General features: G+C 56.4%; 26 protein-coding genes. 12 read left to right on the top strand and 14 right to left on the bottom strand.

From position 1 onward, the window contains the following. The first annotated feature begins 12 nt into the window (after nt 1–12). Together aat and FHW17_RS16375 are read left to right on the top strand one after the other, a co-directional pair. Nucleotides 13–582, top strand: a complete 570-nt coding sequence (aat, locus tag FHW17_RS16380) for a leucyl/phenylalanyl-tRNA--protein transferase (protein WP_281410750.1) — start codon at nt 13–15, stop codon at nt 580–582. 156 nt (nt 583–738) lie between these two features. Beyond that, nucleotides 739–1,146 carry a VOC family protein gene (locus FHW17_RS16375; RefSeq protein WP_112524914.1) on the top strand — a complete coding sequence of 136 codons (408 nt, stop codon included), beginning with the start codon at nt 739–741 and terminating at the stop codon, nt 1,144–1,146. A 141-nt stretch (nt 1,147–1,287) separates the two neighbouring features. On the opposite strand, the gene FHW17_RS16370 is transcribed toward FHW17_RS16375, so the two are convergent. From FHW17_RS16370 to gatB, 5 genes are all read right to left on the bottom strand, one after another. Next, on the bottom strand, nt 1,288–1,686 hold the full coding sequence (locus FHW17_RS16370; protein WP_112524962.1) for a DUF2155 domain-containing protein: 399 nt from the start codon (nt 1,684–1,686) through the stop codon (nt 1,288–1,290). Between the two features lie 123 nt (nt 1,687–1,809). Then, nucleotides 1,810–2,208, bottom strand: coding sequence for an NADH:ubiquinone oxidoreductase subunit NDUFA12 (locus FHW17_RS16365; protein ID WP_112524912.1), 399 nt, complete (start codon nt 2,206–2,208; stop codon nt 1,810–1,812). 70 nt (nt 2,209–2,278) lie between these two features. Beyond that, nucleotides 2,279–2,755 (bottom strand): GNAT family N-acetyltransferase, encoded by a 477-nt coding sequence (locus FHW17_RS16360; protein WP_182510338.1) that lies wholly within the window; start codon nt 2,753–2,755, stop codon nt 2,279–2,281. Continuing rightward, nucleotides 2,752–3,261: a GNAT family N-acetyltransferase gene (locus FHW17_RS16355; protein WP_112524908.1), complete on the bottom strand. Its 510-nt coding sequence runs from the start codon at nt 3,259–3,261 to the stop codon at nt 2,752–2,754. The genes FHW17_RS16360 and FHW17_RS16355 overlap by 4 nt, the downstream gene beginning before the upstream one ends. Nucleotides 3,262–3,533: 272 nt before the next feature. Next, the gene (gatB, locus tag FHW17_RS16350; protein WP_182510337.1) at nt 3,534–5,036 is read right to left on the bottom strand and encodes an Asp-tRNA(Asn)/Glu-tRNA(Gln) amidotransferase subunit GatB; all 1,503 of its coding nucleotides are present in this window, start codon (nt 5,034–5,036) and stop codon (nt 3,534–3,536) included. A 203-nt stretch (nt 5,037–5,239) separates the two neighbouring features. On the opposite strand from gatB, the gene FHW17_RS16345 reads away from it, so the two are divergent. Both FHW17_RS16345 and FHW17_RS16340 read left to right on the top strand, forming a co-directional pair. Further along, nucleotides 5,240–5,881 (top strand): cysteine hydrolase, encoded by a 642-nt coding sequence (locus FHW17_RS16345; RefSeq protein WP_182510336.1) that lies wholly within the window; start codon nt 5,240–5,242, stop codon nt 5,879–5,881. Between the two features lie 151 nt (nt 5,882–6,032). Further along, complete coding sequence (locus FHW17_RS16340; protein ID WP_182510335.1) at nt 6,033–7,181, top strand: alpha/beta hydrolase; 1,149 nt, start codon at nt 6,033–6,035, stop codon at nt 7,179–7,181. On the opposite strand, the gene FHW17_RS16335 is transcribed toward FHW17_RS16340, so the two are convergent. After that, on the bottom strand, nt 7,178–7,822 hold the full coding sequence (locus tag FHW17_RS16335; RefSeq protein WP_113096243.1) for a TetR/AcrR family transcriptional regulator: 645 nt from the start codon (nt 7,820–7,822) through the stop codon (nt 7,178–7,180). The two genes, FHW17_RS16340 and FHW17_RS16335, sit on opposite strands and share 4 nt — an antisense overlap. A gap of 100 nt (nt 7,823–7,922) precedes the next feature. On the opposite strand from FHW17_RS16335, the gene FHW17_RS16330 reads away from it, so the two are divergent. Both FHW17_RS16330 and FHW17_RS16325 read left to right on the top strand, forming a co-directional pair. Beyond that, complete coding sequence (locus tag FHW17_RS16330) at nt 7,923–8,786, top strand: NAD(P)H-binding protein (RefSeq protein WP_182510334.1); 864 nt, start codon at nt 7,923–7,925, stop codon at nt 8,784–8,786. 1 nt (nt 8,787) lies between these two features. After that, nucleotides 8,788–9,273 (top strand): anthrone oxygenase family protein, encoded by a 486-nt coding sequence (locus FHW17_RS16325; RefSeq protein ID WP_182510333.1) that lies wholly within the window; start codon nt 8,788–8,790, stop codon nt 9,271–9,273. 2 nt (nt 9,274–9,275) lie between these two features. Here FHW17_RS16325 and FHW17_RS16320 read toward each other — a convergent pair whose 3' ends face one another. Continuing rightward, entirely contained in the window at nt 9,276–10,220 is a 945-nt protein-coding gene (locus FHW17_RS16320; RefSeq protein WP_182510332.1) for a GlxA family transcriptional regulator, read from the bottom strand. A gap of 87 nt (nt 10,221–10,307) precedes the next feature. Here FHW17_RS16320 and FHW17_RS16315 point away from each other — a divergent pair, with 87 nt between their 5' ends. The 4 genes from FHW17_RS16315 (at nt 10,308) to FHW17_RS16300 (ending at nt 12,463) form a co-directional block, all read left to right on the top strand. Further along, a complete protein-coding gene (locus FHW17_RS16315) occupies nt 10,308–10,994 on the top strand; it encodes a DJ-1/PfpI family protein (RefSeq protein WP_182510331.1) in 687 nt (228 codons plus the stop codon). A gap of 117 nt (nt 10,995–11,111) precedes the next feature. Further along, entirely contained in the window at nt 11,112–11,426 is a 315-nt protein-coding gene (locus FHW17_RS16310) for a metalloregulator ArsR/SmtB family transcription factor (protein WP_091877135.1), read from the top strand. After that, on the top strand, nt 11,423–11,803 hold the full coding sequence (locus FHW17_RS16305) for an SRPBCC domain-containing protein (protein WP_112524892.1): 381 nt from the start codon (nt 11,423–11,425) through the stop codon (nt 11,801–11,803). The genes FHW17_RS16310 and FHW17_RS16305 overlap by 4 nt, the downstream gene beginning before the upstream one ends. 36 nt (nt 11,804–11,839) lie before the next feature. Beyond that, nucleotides 11,840–12,463 carry an ATP-dependent Clp protease proteolytic subunit gene (locus tag FHW17_RS16300; protein WP_112524890.1) on the top strand — a complete coding sequence of 208 codons (624 nt, stop codon included), beginning with the start codon at nt 11,840–11,842 and terminating at the stop codon, nt 12,461–12,463. A gap of 9 nt (nt 12,464–12,472) precedes the next feature. Here the strand turns inward: FHW17_RS16300 and FHW17_RS16295 are convergent, their stop codons facing one another. Continuing rightward, the gene (locus FHW17_RS16295) at nt 12,473–13,114 is read right to left on the bottom strand and encodes an HD domain-containing protein (RefSeq protein ID WP_182510330.1); all 642 of its coding nucleotides are present in this window, start codon (nt 13,112–13,114) and stop codon (nt 12,473–12,475) included. A gap of 115 nt (nt 13,115–13,229) precedes the next feature. Between FHW17_RS16295 and FHW17_RS16290 the strand changes: the two genes are divergently transcribed. Beyond that, nucleotides 13,230–14,180: a GlxA family transcriptional regulator gene (locus tag FHW17_RS16290; RefSeq protein ID WP_182510329.1), complete on the top strand. Its 951-nt coding sequence runs from the start codon at nt 13,230–13,232 to the stop codon at nt 14,178–14,180. 196 nt (nt 14,181–14,376) lie between these two features. Next, entirely contained in the window at nt 14,377–14,634 is a 258-nt protein-coding gene (locus FHW17_RS16285; protein WP_112524884.1) for a YjhX family toxin, read from the top strand. Nucleotides 14,635–14,821: 187 nt separating this feature from the next. Here the strand turns inward: FHW17_RS16285 and FHW17_RS16280 are convergent, their stop codons facing one another. The 6 genes from FHW17_RS16280 to FHW17_RS16255 form a co-directional block, all read right to left on the bottom strand. Next, nucleotides 14,822–16,066 carry a type VI secretion protein ImpB gene (locus tag FHW17_RS16280; RefSeq protein WP_182510328.1) on the bottom strand — a complete coding sequence of 415 codons (1,245 nt, stop codon included), beginning with the start codon at nt 16,064–16,066 and terminating at the stop codon, nt 14,822–14,824. A gap of 105 nt (nt 16,067–16,171) precedes the next feature. Then, nucleotides 16,172–17,962, bottom strand: a complete 1,791-nt coding sequence (recJ, locus tag FHW17_RS16275; RefSeq protein ID WP_182510327.1) for a single-stranded-DNA-specific exonuclease RecJ — start codon at nt 17,960–17,962, stop codon at nt 16,172–16,174. 71 nt (nt 17,963–18,033) lie between these two features. Beyond that, nucleotides 18,034–18,717: a hypothetical protein gene (locus FHW17_RS16270; RefSeq protein WP_182510326.1), complete on the bottom strand. Its 684-nt coding sequence runs from the start codon at nt 18,715–18,717 to the stop codon at nt 18,034–18,036. A 136-nt stretch (nt 18,718–18,853) separates the two neighbouring features. Further along, nucleotides 18,854–19,843, bottom strand: coding sequence for a class II fructose-bisphosphatase (gene glpX, locus FHW17_RS16265; RefSeq protein WP_091877154.1), 990 nt, complete (start codon nt 19,841–19,843; stop codon nt 18,854–18,856). A 600-nt stretch (nt 19,844–20,443) separates the two neighbouring features. Next, the gene (locus FHW17_RS16260) at nt 20,444–21,106 is read right to left on the bottom strand and encodes a VOC family protein (protein WP_112524876.1); all 663 of its coding nucleotides are present in this window, start codon (nt 21,104–21,106) and stop codon (nt 20,444–20,446) included. A 167-nt stretch (nt 21,107–21,273) separates the two neighbouring features. Then, nucleotides 21,274–22,590: a homoserine dehydrogenase gene (locus tag FHW17_RS16255; protein WP_112524874.1), complete on the bottom strand. Its 1,317-nt coding sequence runs from the start codon at nt 22,588–22,590 to the stop codon at nt 21,274–21,276. Between the last annotated feature and the right edge of the window lie 72 nt (nt 22,591–22,662).

The raw sequence follows: 22,662 nt of genomic DNA, 5'->3' as shown, positions 1-22,662 counted from the left end.
ATAGACCCCGAGTTGTTGCTGCGCGCCTATGCAACCGGGGTCTTTCCCATGGCCGAAGAGGCGGACGATCCGGAAATTTTCTGGGTTCGTCCGGAAAAGCGCGGCATTATTCCCTTTGAAAACTTTCACGTCTCGCACAGCCTGCGCAAGACCATCCGTCAGGGCCGTTTTGATATCCGTTTCGATACGGACTTTGAGGGCGTTATTGATGGTTGTGCCAGCGGCAGCGGTGAACGCGCCCGTACATGGATCAACCAGCCGATCCGGCAAGCCTATGGCAAGCTGTTCGAGTTTGGTCACTGCCACACGGTTGAGGCATGGCAGGAGAGCAGGCTCGTCGGCGGCCTTTATGGCATTTCACTGGGATCAGCATTTTTCGGTGAAAGCATGTTTTCGCGTGAGCGCGATGCGTCGAAAGTCTGCCTCGTTCATCTGGTCAGCCATTTGATTGAAAAGGGTTTTACCCTGCTCGACACCCAGTTCACCACCACCCATCTGGAAAGTTTTGGCGCGGTTGAAGTGCCCCGGCGTCAGTATCAAAAGATGCTCGACAACGCATTGTCACAGTCAGCAGAGTTTTGAGCCGTCATAGTCTTCGTAAAAATATGAAGTATTGTCCTTTTCGTTGAAACTGCCTGAGAGCAGAGCAACGAAAGATATTTTTACAGGCAGTGTCGGGTTGGCGGTTTTCCAAACGTCCTTGAGTTGGAAGCCCCAACACAGGAGAGGAAAGCTGTTATGAAAATCAATGCTTATCTGAATTTTGACGGACAATGCGAAGAAGCATTCAAGTTCTACGAAAAGGTTCTGAACGGCCAGATTCAGTATATCGCCCGTTTTGGCGATATGCCCGAAGGTGCTGGAATGCCGGGAGCGGAAAATCTGGTCATGCATGTGCATATGACCGTCGGGAACGCCGAATTGATGGGCTCCGATGCACCGCCGCCCTATTTTGAAAAGGCGCAGGGAATGCACGTCGCGCTGCATCCGGACAGTGCCGAAGAAGCTGAGCGCATCTTTGCCGGTCTCAGCGACGGCGCCCGCGTGACAGCACCCATTGGCGAAACATCATGGGCCACACGGTTCGGTATGCTGGTGGATCGCTACGGTACACCGTGGATCATCAACTTCGCCAAGCCGATGTAGGTTTACACACCAAGTGATCCCGGTGCTTTCGTGCCGGGGTCACGGTTTTATCCGTTTTATATACATAGTTCCCGAGTTTCACCCCCTCCGCCCTGTCGGGCTACCGGGGGGTATAAAGCCCTCAGCGGGAAAATAGTGAACTCAGCTCTTGGCTGGAGCGGGCACATCCGAGGACTGTTTGCAGCCCTTTAGCCAGACATCATACACAGGGTGCTCAACGGCGTTGAGACCGGGGCTATCGGCAAACATCCAGCCGGAGAAAATCTTGCGGATCTTGCGATCAAGCGTAATTTCGTCCACTTCAACGAACGTATCCGTCTTCGGCGTTTCCGTATCCGGACGCGTATAGCAAACGCGCGGGGTGAGTTGCAGCGCGCCGAACTGAACCGTTTCATCGATATAAACGTCAAACGATGTGATTCGACCGGTGATCTTGTCGAGCCCGGAGAAAACGGCAATCGGATTGGAAATCTTGTCGTCGGCCGCATGGGCTGGCGAAAACGCGGCGGCTGCGGTCAAACCGGCAGCGAAGATGCGCATTTTGTTCTGGAACAGAAAGGACAAGTGGGAACGGATCATTTCAATTCCGGCTATGTTCAGGCTGACGGGACGGTCTCATACCAACCCGTCGATAATCACCAATTGTGGCAGAAGAAAATCCGCTCAGCTTCCCGGTGTCCACGCATCATAGTCGCCCGTAACTGTCGGACGGTTGTCGCCATGGGCAATGGAGCCTTTTGGACGATAGGCGGCAGCAGAACCGGTCAGATTGGGCTGATGCGCCTTTTCCCATGCATATGGCTTGTAATCTTCACGCGATGGCGCTGTTTCAGCGCGATGATGAATCCAGCCGTGCCAGCCAGCCGGAATGGCTGATGCTTCCGAATAACCCTTGTAGATCACCCAGCGGCGCGTGCGGCCTTCGGAGTCCTGCGTGCCTTCATAATAGACATTGCCGAACTCGTCCTCACCGACTTTCGTACCTTTGCGCCACGTAAAGACGCGTGTACCGATCGTCTGACTGTTCCACCAGGTGAAAAACTGTAAAAGGAAGGTCTTCATAGCAATCCTGCTTCGAACTCTCTCGTTCAACTCTTCGGGTTATGGCCGTATCGTCAGGCGATAGCAAGGGTCAAGTTGCCGCTGGCCCTGCATCAACAACCATTTTGAAACCGGCATGGCTCTTCTTGAAGCCAAGCCTTTCATAGAAGCGATGCGCATCAACGCGCTTTGCATTTGACATCAGCTGGATCAGCCCCACGCCACGCTCTTTGCCCAGCGCAATGCAATGATTGATCAGCTTGCCACCAACACCCTGCCCGCGCATATCGCTGCGGGTCTGCACTGCACCAATGGTCATGTTGGTCGTGCCAATGCTGGGCAAGGTTGTTGTGAATGTCACCTGCGCTGTGGCAACCACTTCACCGTCAAGAACACCAACAATCAGCTGATCGCTGTTGCTGGCTTCAATCTGGTCGAAGGCACGCTCATAACGCGGGAAAGCTTCAGGATCAGTCGTGTCGCCATGCCCACCCAGCAAATCCTCGGCAAAGATCGCAATCAAAGCGGGCAAATCCGCACGCTCGGCGCGGCGAAAAATCAATGTCACGGTGCAAGCTCATATCCGGACAGGGATTTTTCCATGACCAGCACGGAAATACCGGAATTGGCTTCACCCCAATTGTCTGTTCGTGCGCCGGTCAAATCGAATCCACGGCTTTCATAAAAGCGCCGAGCCTTTTGATTTGATTCGATAACTTCAAGCTGCAGCATGAACACGCCGGGGAAAGCGCTTTCCACTTCCGCCAGAAGCAGCGAACCCACGCCGTTGCTCTGCTTTTCCGGATGCACATAGAGCTGGTTGAGCAGTGCCAGCTTGTGATCTTTTTGCGAGGCATAGGCCATGCCAAAAAGATCAGCCCCGTCATCGGCAAGAATGAACTCCGAATAGGGTTTCGCCAGCTGCTTTTTCAATGCATCCAGCGAGTGGTAGCGATTGGTGACTGCATTGACCTTTTCGACGCCGTAAACATCGTCGTAAGTCGCATGCCAGGTCTCTACGAGCAAATCACGGACAGTTGGCAGATCATCCTTCGTCGCGCTTCGAATCCACATTCTTAGAGCCTTCTCCAACCATATTGGTTCATTCTGTTTCTCGGATGGCGAGACAATCCGCGCGGAAGGTGGCGAGATCGATGTGGTTCATCGGACGAAGCCACCTGACAAAGCGGGTGTCCGCCAGCCGGAAACCCGAAGGGACGGGCCTCGTTGCGCCAATCCCGGCGCAAAGCCACTCTCCCGCACGAAGAGTGCGGGTCTTCCTGTCTTTGCTTGATCTTGTCGCAACATGCCTCCGTCAGAATGGATCAATATGGTCGGAAAAGGCTCTAATCGATAATCCCGAGTTTTGCCTTGACCAGATCGCTGACAGCCTGCGGATTTGCCTTGCCACCAGTAGACTTCATCACCTGTCCGACAAACCAGCCAGCCATGGTTGGTTTTGCCTTTGCCTGCTCGACCTTATCAGGATTCGCAGCAATGACATCATCCACGGCTTTTTCAATGGCGCCGGTGTCAGTCACCTGCTTCATGCCGCGCTCTTCAACCAGTTTGCGCGGATCGCCGCCTTCGTTCCAGACAAGCTCGAACAGGTCCTTGGCGATCTTGCCTGAAATGGTGCCTTCCTTGATCAGGTCAATAATCCCGCCCAGCTGATCCGCCGATACGGGAGATTCTTCAATCCCCTTGCCCGCCTTGTTCAACGCGCCGAGCAGATCATTGATCACCCAGTTTGCCGCAAGCTTGCCATCGCGCCCTGCAGCCACCGTTTCGAAATAATCGGCAATCGCCTTTTCCGTCACAAGAATGGAGGCGTCATAGACCGAAAGGCCAAGCGCTGAAACGAGGCGCGCTTTCTTGTCATCAGGCAATTCTGGAAGGTCAGCCCGCAGCTCATCCACATAGGACTGCTCGAATTCCAGCGGCAGAAGGTCCGGATCGGGGAAATAGCGATAGTCATGCGCCTCTTCTTTGGTGCGCATGGAGCGTGTTTCGCCCTTCACGGGGTCAAACAGCCGTGTTTCCTGCTCAATTGATCCACCATCTTCCAGAATGGCAATCTGGCGACGCGCTTCATAGTCAATTGCCTGACCGGCAAAGCGGATGGAGTTGACGTTTTTGATCTCGCAGCGCGTGCCGAATTCGCCGCCGGGCTTACGCACGGAGACGTTGACGTCAGCGCGCATCGAGCCTTCATCCATGTTGCCATCACAGGTGCCGAGATAACGCACGATGGTGCGCATCTTGGTCAGGTATGCCTTGGCTTCGTCGGCCGAGCGCATATCCGGCTTGGAGACGATTTCCATCAGCGCCACGCCTGAACGGTTGAGGTCCACATAGGACATGGTCGGGTTCTGGTCGTGCAGCGACTTGCCGGCATCCTGTTCCAGATGCAGGCGCTCAATGCCAATTTCAACATCTTCAAACTGGCCCTTATTGTCAGGACCAACCGAGATGAGCATCGTGCCTTCGCCGACAATCGGCTGCTTGAACTGGGAAATCTGATAACCCTGCGGCAAGTCAGGATAAAAATAGTTCTTCCGGTCAAACACGGATTTCAGGTTGATCTGTGCCTTCAAACCAAGACCGGTCCGAATCGCCTGACGCACGCACCATTCATTGATGACAGGCAGCATGCCCGGCATGGCGGCATCAACAAGCGAGACGTTCTCATTGGGTTCAGCACCAAAGGTCGTCGAAGCACCGGAGAAGAGTTTCGAATTGGACGTGACCTGCGCATGGACTTCCATGCCGATGACGATTTCCCAGTCGCCTGTGGCACCGGAAATGAAACGCTTGGGTTCGGGTGTGCGGGTATCAACGAGAGTCATGCTGGACTGCAATTCCTGGCTAAATTTATCTGTCTATTGGCTAATCGAAACAGCCCCGTGAGGCAAGTGTTTCTCAATATGGAAGCATCACGTTTGAGGAAATGCCGCGCATCGGCCTGTTTTTCCGGGCCCATGGTGATACCGTTGATTCCCGGGAGCGGTGATCGGGAGAGGATCGCCTGACATATATTCGGAGGACATCCATGCAAAATATCTACGGTCTCGCCATCCCTGAAACCCTTGCTGAAACCGTAAGCCCCGAAACAACGGCGCTTGTTGTTTACGATATGCAGGTGGGAATATTGCACCAGATGAAGGATGGCGCTGCCATACTGGACAAGGTGGTGCAAACCGTCGAAATCGCCCGCTCCGCTGGCATCCGCATCTTCTTCATGCGCCATATGTCGCTGCCAAAGAAAATGGCCGGGATATTCCAACTGAAACAGATGATGGCCTGGCAGCGCAAAACATCGCCCGAAGACGTCGAACCATGGTTCCTGCGTGACAGCCCCGGCTTTGCGCTTGCCCCGGAATTGGCGGTGCGCGAGGATGAAGCCATTCTCGACAAAATCACCTTCTCAGCCTTTGAAGGCACACCGCTTGCCATTGCCTTGCGCGATTGCGGCCTGAAAAGCTTTATCATCTGCGGTATTGCCACGGAAATCGGCATTGATCCGACGGTGCGCCATGGTGCCGATCTCGGCTTCATTCCGGTTATCCTCACCGATGCCTGCGGCGGCGGCCATGCGGATGCGGCGGATCGGTCGATGGCCAACATGGCCTATATGGGCGACTCGATCCTGTGTACCGTCGATGAACTGGCAGCCGCGCTTAGTTCCCGTTAGTTCGTCGCTCACCTGACTGGAAAACGATGCAACCGCAAAGCGCCTTCGCATCGGACGCAAACAGGCCAACCAACGGCGGTGCGAACTTAACGGACCCAATGCCGGGCTGTTAGCTTGATGCTGGGAAGCATTATCGCAACGGAGGCACTGAATGGCACACCACAGATGGCTCGTTCCAGCACTGGCAATTCTGGGCCTCTCAACATTGCCCGAAGCAGCAAATGCCGCCTGTTCCAGCATTGACACCGGCAAATGCACGATCGAACTGAAGACAGGCATTCGTATGGCCTATGTTGAGACCGGTCCTTCAGATGGAAAAGCCGTCATCCTGTTGCACGGGTTGACCGACACAGCGCGCTCCTGGTCTGCCACTATGGCAAGCCTTCACAGGCTCGATCCCTCCCTGCACATTCTTGCGGTTGACCAACGCGGCCACGGTTCAACCTCAATGCCAGCAGGCGCGGAATGCCCCAAAGACCCGAAAACCTGTTTTGCACCTAAACTCTTCGCCGACGATCTCGCGGCTTTCATGGAAAGCCTGAAGATTCCAAAAGCAACAATAGCCGGTCATTCCATGGGATCGATCGTATCGCAGGAAATGGCACTCGATTATCCTGACAAGGTTGAGCGTGTGATCCTTGTTGCCACCAGCAACAAGACCAAAGACAATTCCGTTGTCCGGGATTATGTGCTCAATGAACCGGTGCTTGGCAGTTGGAAAAAAGCACTCGACGCCAAGGGGATTACCAGCCCCGAAGCGATCTGGAATGCAACGCCGCGCGATGCAGACCCCAATGCTGAGGAATGGATAGCCAAAAACTGGGATGTTGATCCCGTCGCGGACCCAGCACTGGTCAAGGCTATTGTTCCGGAAACGTCCAATGTGAAAATGGGAACGTGGATTGGCGCGACGAGCGCTCTGCTTGATTTTGACAACACCGCCCGCCTTGCCAGTCTCAAGACACCTATTCTTGTTCTGTGGGGCTCGCAGGACAGTATTTTTTATCACGAACCCGACCAGATCGGCATCATCGACGTATTACGCAAGGCAGCATCCGCGAACGGTGTCGTGGCAATCTGGAAGCAATATGGTGTCGACCCCCTGCCAGCATCCGGTGCGCAGGAAACCGATATCGGCCATAATGTGCAATGGGATGCGCCCGATCAGGTCGCGACCGATATTCTGAGTTTCATCAAGACTGGCAGACCAACGCCGGACCTCACTCGTTCCGTCATCACTTCGGCAGGCATGACAATCAAGACCGAACCCGGCAAAGCGACCATCATAACTTTGCCTTAAGCTGCCAGCATCTCCCTGAGCACCATGCGTTTGAAACCGTCGACCAGCGCAGCGCCTTCCGCAGGGTCGACGGAAATCGCAAGGTGCATCGTTGCCTGGCCCAAATGCATGATCAGAAAGCTTGAATTTTCTAGAAAAGCCCTGTCCGCAGCCGGATCGACGCGGGCTCGCGCGTCGGCCAGCACAGCACCGTTCAGGCGGCTATCGAGCAGATCGATATCGCGCAGCGCCTTGTCCGCCTGCGTGCCCGACCAGATGTCGCGCATAACCGGTTCGGCAAGAAACAGCGCATAATAAATATCAATCAATTCCGCAAAAGACGCCTGTAAACCGTTCATATCATGAACATTTTTCAGCGTATCAGCAATGCATTCGCGCCCCAGTGCATTGTACCGATCGGCAAGGGTGCGGATGATTGATCCCTTGTCCGGAAAGTACTGGTAGAGCGAGCCGATCGATATCCCCGCTTTCTCAGCCACGTCGCTCATGCGCATGGCATCGCTGCCATTGTCCGCGATCAGCGTCGAGGCACAGGAAAGAATGCGCTCCACCCTCTCCTTGCTGCGGCGCTGGGTCGGTTCCTTGCGCATGGCGGCATCCTTGTCACCCGACACCGACACAAGGGGTGCGATCTCATTCATTGGCAGCGTCTCCGACTCTCATAAATTCCGCTTGACTTGCAGAATATGAGGATTTATCACTTATTGCAAATGTGAGTATTCCTCATATTAATTAAGGGAGATGAAAATGACCACGACAAGCACTTCTTCGACAAAACCAATCCTGATTATCGGTGGAACCGGAAAAACCGGACGCCGCGTTGCCGAACGCCTGACAGCACAGGGCGTGCCTGTCCGCATCGGTTCACGCAGCGGCACCCCATCCTTTGACTGGGAAGACCGCAGCACCTGGCTTCCCGCACTTGATGGTGTGAAAGCCGCCTACATCACCTATTATCCCGACATTGCCATTCCCGGCGCGACGGAAACAGTGGAAGCACTCACCCGCCTTGCCGTTGAAAATGGTGTGAAGCGTCTCGTTCTTCTGTCCGGACGCGGCGAACACGAAGCCCAGCGCGCCGAAAAGGCTTTTCAGGCTTCCGGGGCCGACTGGACCATCGTCAGAGCCAGCTGGTTTGCGCAAAATTTCAGCGAGAATGTCATGCTGGCATCCATCCTCGCCGGCGAACTTGCCCTACCTGTTGGCACCGTAGGAGAACCTTTTATCGACGCCAACGATATCGCCGATGTTGTCGTGGCTGCGCTCACCGATGACAGGCATATCGGCCAGCTCTATGAAGTCACCGGCCCGCGTCTCTTGACTTTTGCCGACGCGGTGGCCGAAATCGCCAGCGCCACCAAACGCGATATTCGCTATGTGACGATAACGCCGGAACAGTTCTCGCAAGGGTTGGCGCAGGAACAGCTTCCTCCTGAAATCGTCGGGCTGTTGAACGACCTCTTCACGCAGGTACTCGATGGCCGCAATGAATATCTGTCCGATGGTGTGCAGCGAGCATTGGGCCGCGCGCCGCGCGACTTCTCAGACTACGTTCAGGAAACAGCAGCAACCGGCGTCTGGTCCGGTATAGTGGAGGGACAGTAACATGTGGCTACCTATTCTCACTCTTTTGGCCGCCTTGGGAAGCGGCCTGATGGCGGGTTTGTTCTTTGCCTTTTCAAGCTTCATCATGACGGCATTCGCCAAGCTTCCGGCGGAACAGGGCATTGCCGCCATGAACTCGATCAATGTGACGATCCTCAACTTCTCGTTCACGCTGGCTTTCTTCGGCACAGCAGCGATCTGTGTGGTGCTTGGTGTTGTCAGCGTTCTACGCTGGAGTGACAGCGGGTCGCTGGCTCTGCTGGCGGGCAGCGTGTTCTTTCTGGTCGGCACGATCATCGTTACGATAGTTTTCAATGTACCGCTCAATGACGCATTGGCGGCAGTTGCTCCCGCAAGTACCGAGGGCGCAAACGTCTGGGCAAATTATCTGAAGGATTGGCTTCCCTGGAATCACGTTCGGACGGTTGCAAACTTCGCCGCCCTCGCCGCCTTCATCTTCGCCTTCGCGCAGCAGTCGCAGGCGTAAAACTACCCGATAACACGAAGCGCGCGTGCAGCGCGCTTCAAAGCCTGCGGCGGCTGACCATAAAGTCTTAAAAAAGCGCGCCGCATGCGTTCCGGATCAATAAATCCTACCGACACCGCAATAGTCTCAATCGGTTCACTACCCGATTCAATCCGCACTCGTGCCGCTTCCGCCCGCAGACGTTCCACCGCTTTCGCCGGAGTTTCTCCCGTTTCAGCCCGAAATGCCCGGCCAAACTGACGCGGACTGAGACAGGCAGCCTCTGCCAGCCGTTCCACCGGCAATGCCTCATGCAAATGCTCACGGGCAAAGCTCAAAGCACGCCGTACCCGGTCGCTATCGGGCTCCAGTTCCAGCATGGCGGAAAATTGCGACTGGCCACCCGGACGGCGATGATAGACCACCAGTTCCTGCGCCACCGCCCGCGCTGCATCGGCACCAAGATCGTCCTCAATCAGTGCCAGTGCCAGATCAATTCCCGCCGTGATACCAGCCGACGTCCAGACCGAGCCATCCCTCACATAAATTTTGTCGCCATCAACCGCGATATCAGGAAAGCGCTTTTGCAGATCCGCCGCACGCCGCCAATGGGTTGTCGCCCGCTTGCCGTCAAGAATACCCGCCGTCGCTAAAAGAAAGGCTCCGGTGCATACGCTGGCAACCCTGCGCGAGCGGGACGCGAGATCTCTTATCATTGCGGGAAGCGGCCCGGTTTGCGATGCAAGCCGCGCACCATAGCCGCCAGCCACAACCAGCGTATCGAAAGACTGGTCTCCGGCTTGCACAGTCATGACTTCGAGGCCCGTCGTGCTTGCCACCAATCCACCCTCCGCCGAGATGACATGCAGCCGGTAGTCCGGCCCGGCAATCTGAAAGGCAGACAACGGCCCCGTCAGATCGAGAATCTGGAACGCAGGAAAGACGAAAAATCCGATATGGCGGGCCATGGCTGAAAATGAGGGTTCTATGTCGTTTGAGACGCAATGATGTCGCTCTAATCTGATACTGTCAACCAGCACTGCAAAGGACTTGCTATGGCCGACCTGATCACCATCGTCATCCCAATCTATAATGGCGTCACCCATCTCGACTTCACCGGCCCGCACCAATTTATGTCCCGTCTGCCCGACACGAAAGTCATTGTCGCGTCCATGAACGGTGAAGATGTCGGTGCCGACGGCCTCGTCTTCTCTGGTCTCTCTGATCTTTCAGCAATCGAGCGTTGTGACGTGCTGTTTGTGCCCGGTGGTTCCGGTTGCACAGGTGCCTTGCAGAATGAAGCGTTTGTCGCCGCAATCCGCCGCCTTGGGCTTTCTGCACAATATATCACCTCGGTCTGCACCGGTTCCCTGATCCTCGGCGCTGCGGGTCTTCTTAAAGGCAAGCGTGCGGCCTGCCACTGGGCATGGCGGGATATGCTGCTGCCATTCGGCGCTATTCCCGACACTGATCGCGTGGTGCGCGATGGCAATATACTGACCGGCGGCGGCGTTACCGCTGGTATTGATTTCGTATTGACCCTGATCGCAGAATTGCGCGGAGACGAGGCCGCACAGCGCATTCAGCTGATGCTGGAATATGCACCTGCCCCGCCCTTTAACGCAGGCCGTCCCGATACTGCTCCGCAAGCCATTGTCGATGCGGTTCTCAGCTGGATGCAACCCTTCGTGCAACAGCGCCATGACGAGGTTGCCTTGGCCGCCGCTCGCCTGACAGGATAAGTTTTTCTCATTTGCATGGCATCGACAAACCCGGCCAGATATCTGGCCGGGTTTTATTTTACAACACCATTGCGAAATCGGCTTGCGACTCACATAAGTCTATGCTTATGTATCTGCATGTCAGAGGTCGATATATTCAAGGCACTTGCCGATCCCACCCGCCGCGCCGTGTTTGAACGGCTGGCCGATGGCGAGAAGAACGCGACGGAACTGCGCGAGGGGTTTTCCCTGTCCCAGCCCGCCATGTCACAGCATCTTGCGGTGTTGCGTTCCGCCGGGCTTGTTGCCGAACAAAAAACCGGCCGCCATGTTCACTACCGGGTCAACCCGGATGGACTGGCGCAAATCCACCAATGGCTTAACCGCTACCGTGCCTTCTGGCCGCAGCGCGTCGATGAACTGAAGCAGCTTTTGAAGGAGATGGATCAATGACCAGCGACACGGCAGAAGCCGACACCGCCCTGCGTTACGAATATGATCTGGATGCCGCACCTTCGAAAGTCTGGCGCGCGCTGACCGTGCCGGAATTCGTTGCCCGCTGGCTGCTGCCTGATCCGCAGGCGCCACAGGAGCCATCGCGCATCTCCCTTGAAGTCATCGAAGCCGATACGGAGCGCTTTGTCCGCTATTCCATGCGCGAAGAAGATGAAGCGGTGCCTGATAGCATCGTCACCTTCCGGATCGATCCCAATGGCTCGGGCGGCACCACGTTCAGCATTGTGCATGAGCCTGTAGCCCTGGCAAAGCCGATCAGCCGCACCGCTGCCAACGGCAACGCGCCGCCGACAACCATGCGCCTCGCCGCTTAAACCAAACAAAATCTCAATATCGAAGGAGTGTTCGCCATGCGCGACATGATGCAGCTCGTCCCTATGGTCGTGGAACAATCCAGCCGTGGTGAACGATCATTTGATATCTATTCGCGTCTCCTGCGGGAGCGGATTGTCTTTCTGAATGGTCAGGTGGAGGATGGAATGGCGGCGCTGATCTGCGCGCAATTGCTGTTTCTTGAATCGGAAAACCCGAAAAAACCCATCTCCATGTATATCAATTCACCGGGCGGTGTGATTACCAGCGGCCTTGCCATTTATGACACGATGCAGTTCATCACCTGCCCTGTCGCCACGTTGTGCATGGGCACGGCCCGCTCCATGGGATCATTCCTGCTGATGGCAGGCGAACCCGGCCACCGCGCCGCCCTGCCCAACTCCAGCCTGCACGTACATCAGCCGCTTGGTGGCTTTCAGGGTCAGGCTTCGGATATTTTCATTCAGGCGCAGGAAATGGCCGTCGTTAAACGGCGCATGACCAGTCTCTATGCCCAACATTGCGGGCGCACGGTGGAAGAGGTCGAGAAAACTCTCGACCGCGACCATTTCATGACCGCACAGGAAGGGCTCGACTGGGGGCTTGTCGATACGATCATCACCAAGCGTGATCGCGATCCCCTACAGATTACGAAGGAGTGAGCGCCAGCCTCACGCCTTCCAGTGCGAACAGCGGATCACATCGCAGAAATTGCCGCGATGGAAATGCGGGTCTTTGTCCGCAAGCACATCAGCCTTGACGTTGCCGAAAGTGGTATCGGGCTTGTGCTTGATGCCGTCATAGAACGCCTGAATGATATCTTCCTTGAAGTGGTCACTGCGTGGGAACGCCTTGACCACCGCCTCACGCTCCGCATCGCTGTATTGCTTGTAGGTCAGACCCAGCACATCCATCTCCACGCCGGCAGTCACAAGTGCCACAACAGGGTGCATATGCTTGGGGATTCCGGGCGTTGTATGCAGGGCAATCGCCGTCCACACCGTATCGATATCCGCCTGCGCGATGCCATGACCGCGCAGAAAATCCCGTGCCGCATTGGCACCATCCACCTCGAACCGCTCATCGGCACTGCTGTGCTGATGCGTCAGGCCCATATCATGGAACATTGCGCCCGTATAAAGCAGCTCACGATCGAACTTCAGCCCCTTCTGCTGTCCGGCAATCGCACCGAAATAATAGACGCGGCTTGAATGGTTGAAGAGCAGTTCCGAAGCCGTGTCGCGCACCAGCTCAGTGACACCTCTTGCAAGCTTCGTATCGGGAATGCTGATACCGCCAATGGATATGGACATTTTGATTTCTCCTTTGTCTTGGGAAACCGACCCTATCGCGCACGCCATTTGGCAGCAATTGACTGAATGCGTCTAATTCTGCCAATATGCGATCCGTAACGCCACGGAGCAAAGAATGCGAACCATCAGCCTTTTGGCCATGCCCGGCGTCCAGCTTCTCGACGTATCGGGACCAATGGACGTGTTTGCCGAAGCCAGTGTGCAGTCAGGGCGTACGGAATATGAATTGCAGGTGGTTGGCATTGAAGCGGGGCCAATCCGCAGTTCATCAGGCGTGCGGCTTTTGCCTGACCGGATCATAATGGATGAGGCAGAGGCCAGCGATACGGTGCTGGTTGCCGGATGCCCGCATGCGCCTGATATCCGGCTTACGCCAGAGCAACATCACTGGCTGCGCACCTCCTGCCTGCGGGCGCAACGCTTTGGTTCCGTTTGCAGCGGCGCTTTCATTCTCGCTGCGGCAGGATTGCTCGATGGCAAACGCGTCACCACCCACTGGGCGTTGGCGGAGAACCTGGCAGCAACCTACCCCGCCATTCACGTCGATGCGGATGCGCTGCATGTGCGCGATGGTCCCGTGCGCACCGCTGCGGGAGTAACAGCCGGGCTCGACATGGCACTTGCTCTGGTTGAAGAGGACCTTGGCCGCGATATCGCCCTCAAAGTGGCGGGGCAACTGGTGATGTTCTTCAAGCGCCCCGGCGGACAGTTGCAATTCAGCCGCCACGGCGAGGCGGAACCGGGCGGGCGGTCGGCCCTGCAGGAGGTACAGCGCTGGGTTGCCGCCAATCCCGGCGAAGACCATTCCGTCACCAGCCTTGCCCAGCGCACCGGCCTCAGCGCGCGCCATTTCGCGCGTATTTTTCAGCAGGAAGTTGGCATTACGCCAGCGGCATGGGTGGAAACGGCGCGGATCACGGCAGCGCGCAATCTTCTGGAAAATGGCCACCGGCTACCAAAACAGGTTGCTGCCGAATGCGGCTTTGCCGATGCGGACACGCTGCGCCGCGCCTTTGTTCGCCATGTCGGCGTGACACCGGCGGAGTACAGGCGGCGCTATTTGTGAGGGTAGACAGGGCGGCAATCTTGTCTTATACGGCTCGTCCACACCGATGGAGTGTTTATGTCTAATCAGTCTGAGTCCCGCTAGAGCCCCAGCTTCTTTGAAGGTTGGGGCGTGAAAACAGGAGCACCGCGCCAAACGCTTTTGGCAGCGGATAGGTTCTTATGGGCTTTTGCCCGTTTTCCCAGGACTTGGATCAATGGATATTTCGCGCGACGAACAGCGCATACTTCACCTGCTCGCCCAGGGCGGCAAAATTTTACTCGAAAAAGATGAGCGCAAAGCCATCACGGACATCATCTGCCTCACCCGCGATGGTTCCCGCTATACCGCTTGCAATTTGCGGCTCTTCCGCAAGCTCAAGCAAAAGGGCGCTATCGCTTCATCCGGCGGCGGCCCCTACCGCGTAACCCGTCGCGGCCTGCAACTGGTAAGGTCAGAATTGGATAATCGGTGAATGGATGTCCGGCGGTGCCAAATGGTGCCGCCGGTTGCTCTACCAAGGTTCCGGTATTGATGTTGAGGCGCTCACCCCCCTCTGTCCTGTCGGACTACCGGGGCGAGCCACGGGTCTCGCCCGTCCTTCGGACCCCCACAAGGGGGGAGATGTCCGACAGGACAGAGGGGGGTGAACGCACAAATCCTCAAAAATCCTCCGGCTCGGGTATCCGGCCGAACGCAATTTTTGAGCCGATATAATTCCCCGGCCCGGTGGTCAGCCCGAGATTGAGTGCCTTGGAGCCGTGGCGCACGCGCACCTTGTCGAGCATATCGGACACGCGCTCCCATTGGCCGCGCTGTTCGGTGACGGCATGCGTATCAAACAGATCCTGGCTTTCCTCCGTTTCGCTGGACAGATCATGCAGCACGACGGTGACGGAGCTGATGTTCCGCATTTCATCTGCTTTGACCATTTTTTCGTGCAACCCATTGAGGCAATTGAGAAAACTATGATCATCGCGCGCAGGGCGAAATTGACCTTCCATGGTCACGCGGCTGTCCCGGCGCACGCCCACCGTATAGCTGAGCGCTCCTGCGCGGTAATGCGAACGGCGCAGACGCCGGGCGGCGCTGAGACAAAGCAGCCGCGCGCATTGCAGCACCTTGTCAGGTGCCCGCCAATCCGGCGGCAGGTTGCGGCCATGGCCGAACATGCGCTTGACCGTCTCGGGCTTTTCCACCGCATAACCATGCAGCGCTGTGACAAACCGCTCGCCCTCAACGCTGTTCCATATCGCACGGGCATGTTTGGGTGCGAGCGCCCAAAGGCCCTGCACATCATTCACCCCGGCCTGTCCCAATCGCTGCTCCATACCCTTGGAAATACCGGGCAAATCCTTCAGCCGCAGATCGAATAGCCGTCCCGGCAGGTCTTCATGATCAAGCACGACGCAACCATCAGGCTTGTCCATTTCCGCAGCGATCTTGCCGAGGAGTTCGTTCAGGGAAACACCGATGGAACAGGTCAGCACCGCGCCCATTTCATCGTGCAGAGCCCGCTTGATGCGTGCAGCAAGCCCATGCGGGTCCTTCGCTTCCGATGCCAGCAGCGTGCATGCAACTTCATCGATGGAACGCACCGCTGCAATGGGCACACATGTCTCAATGGTTGTCAGAATCTGGTTATGCAACTTCACATAAACGTCGGGTCGGGCTTCCAGAAACACGATATCAGGACAGAGTTCCCGCGCGTCACGCACGGACGTGCCTGTTTTGATGCCGAATGGCTTTGCCTCGCGGCTCGCGGCAATCACACTCGTGTGGGGCGAATCCAGCGGCACCACCGCAATCGGACGGTTGCGCAGTGCCGGGTTCAGCTGCTGCTCGGCGCTGGCGAAGAAACTGTCAAAGTCGAGATACAGTTTTTCCAGATGGGTCGGTTTGCGCATGGGCCACGGGTTCTATCATTGCCAATATGAGAACAAAAATAGAACATATGCGGAGAGAGTGCAAACTTATTCGGGAAATGCTGCGGTTTCTGCTGACAACAGCCGTCAGGCTTTTGCGGCGTCGATGATACGAAACTGCGTGGTTGTCGAGCCGTTCCAGTGGTTGAGCGCAAGATTACCCGCCACATGCATGGATTGGCCGAGATTGCCGAAGAGGAAATCACCAAGCGGCGCACCTGTCGCGCGAAAGGCAATGGCGTTGATGCGCTTGCCATCGGCGCCCGCCAGCGTTGCCTTGACGTGGTTTGTGCCAACAGTGCGCGCGTCTACCAGCCTGTGGTGCGGCAGCACAAGCACGGGCTGCGGGTGCCCCGAACCAAACGGCCCGGCCCTTTCCATCGTTTCATAAAGCGGCACCGTAGCACCCGAGGCGCTGAGCGCGCCATCAATGGCCAGAGACTCGTTTTCGCGCAACTGGCTGACCATTTCAGCCGCGTGCTCTTCAAAAAATGCCCGTAAAGCACCCATTTTTCCGCGTTCAAGGGTGATACCCGCCGCCATGGCATGGCCGCCGCCCTTGACCAGAAGCCCGGCATCAACCGCGCCACGCACCAGCTTGCCAAGATCAAATCCGCTGATCGAACGTCCGGAACCACTTCCCGTGCCATTGACGTTGAAGGCAATGGCAAAAACCGGACGGCGCGTTCGTTCCTTCAAGCGCGCGGCGATCAACCCGACAATTCCGGGGTGCCAGTCATCGCTTGCCGTCACCAGAACGGCAGGACCGCCGCCACTCGACATTTCAAACATCGCCTCGGCTTCCGCCTGCTCCAGCATGACGGTTTCCATGGCTTGCCGTTCCGTATTGAGCCGGTCAAGCTCGGTGGCAATGCGCGCTGCTTCATTAGGGTCATCCAGCGTCAACAGGCGCGAGCCAAGCCCCGCATCGCCAATACGTCCGCCCGCATTGATGCGCGGTCCAATGAGATAACCGAAGTGGAAAGCGCTCAGCGGCTCGCCGATGCGCGATACCCGCGCCAAAGCGGCAAGCCCGGCATTTTGCTGCGCCCGCGCCACCAGCAGACCTTTGACCACAAAGGCGCGGTTGAGTTCCTTCAGGGGCACCACATCGCAGACGGTGGCCAGCGCCACCAGGTCAAGCATCGACAACAGATCAGGCGCAAGCGTTCCCGTCGCGATGCGCTGCTCACGCAAGGTTCGCAGAACCTGCACCAGCGTGAGGAAAACCACACCCGCCGCGCAAAGATAGCCCTGCCCTGACAAATCGTCTTCCCGATTGGGATTGACCACGGCGACAGCAGCGGCTGGCAATTCGCCGCCCACCTGATGGTGATCAAGCACAACCACATCGGCACCAGCCTCCCGGGCCGCCTCAATGGCCAAAGCACTGTTGGTGCCGCAATCCACGGTGACAATCAGCGAAGCGCCATTTTGCGCCAGCTCACGCATGGCCTGCGGATTTGGCCCATAGCCCTCGAAAATCCGATCAGGGATATAGATGTGATTGGCAATGCCGTAATGGGTGAGAAATCGCGACAGAATGGCCGATGAACAGGCACCGTCCACATCGTAATCGCCGAAAATTGCCACCTTTTCGTGTTTGCCGATAGCCTGCGCAATGCGAAGGGCCGCCTTCTCCATATCGGTCAGCGTGGCCGGATCGGGCATCAGCCCCTTGATTGTCGGGTCCATGAAGGCCGGGGCATCATCGACACCAACGCCGCGCCCGGCAAGAACACGGGTGACAAGATCAGGAAAACCATGGTTCTGCGCCATGGCAAGAGCGATATTGGCCTCGCGCGGGCCCAGCCGGTCAATCCATTTGAGACCGGTTGCTGAGTTTTCAACGCCGAGGAAGAGCCGTTCTGCTGCCATGCAACGCTTCAATCACTCAGCGCCGCCGAATGCAATGCTCCGAATGATGTATCCAGTGAACAAGCCCGCAATTACTGTGCGGGCGCCGGTGTAACCGCCCCATTTGCGGGCGCGACGGCACCATCTGCGGGTGGCGGCGGCGGTGCGCCAATGTCATGCATTGCCGTTGCAATGGAGGTTGCAAAGTTTGAAAGGGTGCGTTCCGCCGCTTCCTTGCTGCCCTTCGCATAATTGGCGGCGGGTTGGATCAGCAGATAGCGGCTGTGCATACCGACAACACACACAAGAAAGGCGTGCTTTTCCTGTGCCGCGTCAGCACTGACACAGGGCATTGCCAGCCCGACGCTGTATGGCAGCGTGCTCTGAACAGCGATCTCACCGGGCTGGGTCGAATGATACTGGGTCGCCTTCTCAAAGAGATCGCGAACAACCGGATCATCCGCCCCGTCCTTGATGGGATAAGCGGCTGCCCTGTTATTGGCCTTCACGCCCGCCATTATCACCGTTGCCTTGGCATCCACAGCTTCATATTCCGCTGTGACACCAAAATCCTGCGGATTGACACTGTGCTTGACCAAGGTGAATGGCCCAACGGTCTGAGGAAACCTGTCGGCAATGGAATTGGATCGATACCCCTGAATGAGGTCAAGATAGGGGTCCTGAGCAAACGCACTGCCGGACAGCCCGGCGAATACGAGCGTCGAAACAAGGCAGGCACTTATTTTCGTTCGGATATTCATGGCTTTAACACTCATATGAACTCCCCATATGAAAATAGCTTAAAAACCATGGCCCCAATAGGGCAATTCCTACTGAGCCTCGAACGCAGTTAACAAAATGCCCTGCTGCTCGGGTGAGCGGCAGGGCAAAAAGTGTTTCAATTGCCAGATCTTACTGGAACTTGCTCATATCCTGATGCTTAGCCTTGATCTCGCGCACGGTCTGCGAGTGCGAGCGCATGACGATCGTATGGGTCTGGATATAGTCGCGGGCGAACTTGACGCCTGACAGCATATTGCCGTCGGTAACGCCTGTTGCCGCAAAAAGAACGTCACCTTTGGCCATTTCTTCCATGGTGTAGATCTTTTTGGGATCGCTGATACCCATCTTGGCCGCACGAGCGATCTTGTCATCGCTGTTGAGCTGCAAGCGGCCCTGCATCTGGCCACCAATGCAACGCAGTGCTGCGGCAGCCAGAACGCCCTCAGGCGCGCCGCCAATACCGATATAGATATCGATGCCAGTCTCGTCAGGATCGGTTGTGTGGATCACACCGGCCACGTCGCCATCGCCGATAAGGCGGATTGAAGCGCCTGTTGCACGCACTTCCTCGATCAGACGCGCATGGCGCGGGCGATCCATGATGCAGGCGGTAATCTCGTTGATTGGCACGCCCTTGGCTTTCGCAACGGCAGCAATATTCTCGGCTGCAGGCGCATCAAGCTGAATGATACCGGCGGGATATCCGGGCCCAACGGCAATCTTTTCCATGTAAACATCAGGCGCGTAAAGCAGATTGCCCTTTTCGGCAATCGCGATCACCGCAAGCGAATTGGGCAGGTTCTTGGCGCAGATGGTCGTGCCTTCAAGCGGATCGAGCGCAATATCGACCTCGGGGCCGGTACGTGTACCGACTTCTTCACCGATATAGAGCATCGGCGCTTCGTCACGCTCGCCTTCACCGATCACAACGGTACCGCTGATTGGCAGACGATTGAGTTCCTGACGCATGGCATCCACAGCCGCCTGATCGGCAGCCATTTCATCGCCGCGTCCGCGCAGACGCGCAGCCGCCACGGCGGCACGTTCGGTCACGCGGACAAGCTCAAGGGTCAAAATACGGTCAAGGCCCATTGAAGTCTGGTCGGAAGTTTTCGGCATAAATCTATCCTGCGTTCGTGTGGAGATACCCAGTTGCGGATCAACAGGGCTCTTCCTAGCATTGCTGTGCAAACCTTTTGTCAAAGTCATGCCGCAGCGGCAAGACCCCGCCAGCAGGAAAGTGCCCTCCCCGAAAAAGCTAATCGATTAAACGGGGTAGCAGCCGTTCACGATGCAATACAGGTCTTTTACAAAGGGTCATGTGGTCGGGCTTTTGAGTGGGGGTGCGGTTCGTGGTTCGTGGTTCGTGGTTCGACAAGCTCACCATGAGGGGCTTGGGTGGATGCAACGATAATCGCAAAGAGTGTGGGGTATAACATTCTACAACCCACCTCTCTCCGTCATCCTCGGGCTTGACCCGAGGACCCGGCTAGGAAGCTCAAATAAACTTGGAGCTGGGCGCTATTTTAATTGTGGGTCCTCGGGTCAAGCCCGAGGATGACGGAGAGAGGTGGGTTGTAGCGAGAGGTGGGATATAGAGAGCCAAGTTCTGCAAACCTACCCCACACTCTTTGCGATTATCGTTGCATCCTCACTCTCCCTCATGGTGAGCTTGTCGAACCACGCATCACGCACTGTGGTGATGCAAAGCAAATCTCCTTACAAAGAAACCACTGTCGTCCATTCCGAAAGCTGCATTGTTCCGGCACGCATGGGCGCTTTGATTTCGATCAGCAATGGAGCGCGGGCGGCATGGATATTGAGCGTTGGAAACCACAATCGGTTTTTGTCGACCACAATCAGCAACCCATCCGTATCGCCGACCGGAGAAAATGTATCGGTCTGGGGTGGAAATGGCGGCACACCAAACTCGGTCGTCAGCAGATCAACGGAGGTTTTGACGTTCTCAACAGCAAAACCAACCTCGGCAATGGAAAATGGCTGCGGGCCAACGAAAGGCAGACCGCTATATTCATCATGGGCAATATATTCCAGAATAATTCCTTCGGGGCCGATGAAGTAAAGTGAACGCGAATGCCAGCCCTGCGGACCGGTAACAACATCGCTGTCACCGACGGAAATCAGCCTAATGCGCTTACCCAACCAGTCTCTGATCCGCTCGAACTTTGTCGGCGCGATGCCGAACGCCAGATGATGCACACCACTGAATGCTGTGCCCTGTTCCATCACAAGGCGGCTGTAACCCACAGTCACAATGGCATGGCTGATATGCTCTTCAACCGGCAACTGGAGTAGATCCCGATAGAAAGAAACAGCCGCGCTTAAATCCTGCACAGTGATGCGCGCAGAGAAAATCTTCATTTCACATATCCCTGAAAATCACTCGATCTGCCAAGCGTAATTCCTCAAGCATGGTTGAGGTCAACAAGGATAAACATCTGTTTTAGATATATTTTGGCGTTCAAAAGCAAAACGCCACCCCTTGGAATACAAGGGATGGCGTCTGAACCGGGTAATAATCTGGTCCGTTAGCCAGCGCGCTCGATGCGGATCATCTGCGGCTTGTCGGTGGCGTGTCCATCCTTGACGATGCCTTCCAGCGCCTTTTTGACGGCCGCCTCGGTCGTCTCATGCGTGACGAGAATGACAGTCTTGGTCGCATCAGGATGGCTTTCCGGCGTCTGACGCTGGACGATCGATTCCAGTGAAATGTCATTGTCGGCCATACGTTTGGCAATGGCGGCAAAAACACCGGCACGATCATGCACCGTCAGGCGAATGAAATAGCCGCCCTCGTGCGAGCGCATCTTGGCGCGTTTATAGGGTGCAAGGGCTTTTGCCGGTGTGCCGAATACGGGGCCATGCTGGAAACCCGGACGGCTTTTGGCGATATCGGCAAGATCACCGATGACCGCTGATGCTGTCGCGGCACCGCCTGCACCCGGTCCTGATAACAGCAGTTCGCCAAGCAGATCGGTTTCAATGGCTACCGCATTGGTCACGCCATGCACCTGTGCAATCACCGATTCGACCGGGACCATGGTCGGATGCACACGCTGCTCGATACCGCTATCGGTTTTCAGGGCAACGCCAAGCAGCTTGATGCGATAGCCGAGTTCATCGGCGGCCTTGATATCAGCCAGCGAAATATTGCTGATACCTTCGAGGTAAATATCATCGGCGGCAATCTGCGTGCCAAAGGCCAGGCTGGTCAGGATCGCCAACTTGTGCGCCGTGTCGTTACCTTCGATATCGAAGGTAGGATCGGCTTCCGCATAGCCAAGACGCTGCGCATCGGCGAGACAATCCTCAAACGAAATACCTTCATCCCACATCCGCGTCAGGATGTAGTTGCACGTACCGTTCATGATGCCATAGACGCGCGACACGGTGTTGCCGGTGAGCGATTCACGCAGGGCCTTGATAACCGGGATACCGCCAGCGACCGCCGCTTCGAAGTTAAGCAGAACGCCCTTTTCCTCGGCGATCTTGGCAAGAGACACGCCGTGTTTGGCCAGAAGCGCCTTGTTGGCGGTGACCACATGACGGCCAGACTTGAGCGCAGCTTCAACCGCAGCGCGGGCTGGACCCTCGTCGCCGCCGATCAACTCGATAAAAACATCGATATTATCAGACTTCGCCAAGGCAACGGGATCATCGAACCATCTGGCTGATGAAAAATCCACACCGCGATCGCGCTTGGCATCACGCGCAGATACAGCGGTGACGATGATTTCCTTGCCGCACTGACGGGTGAGCATATCGCCCTTGTCCCGCAAAATTTTCAGGACCGAGGCACCAACAGTGCCCAGTCCGGCGATTCCCACGCGCAGCGCATCACTCATCGTTCATTTCCCTGAAATATCTAGCCTGAAACGGAGCCCGAAGGCGCCGCGAGTTCCGGTTTCAGCTTACCG

Origin of the sequence: Phyllobacterium sp. P30BS-XVII (assembly GCF_014138335.1) — a bacterium.
In the GTDB taxonomy this organism is placed as follows: Bacteria; Pseudomonadota; Alphaproteobacteria; order Rhizobiales; family Rhizobiaceae; genus Phyllobacterium; species Phyllobacterium meliloti.
The sequence above is the reverse complement of the archived record's forward strand: the minus strand, read 5'-3'. Positions and strand labels throughout refer to the sequence as shown.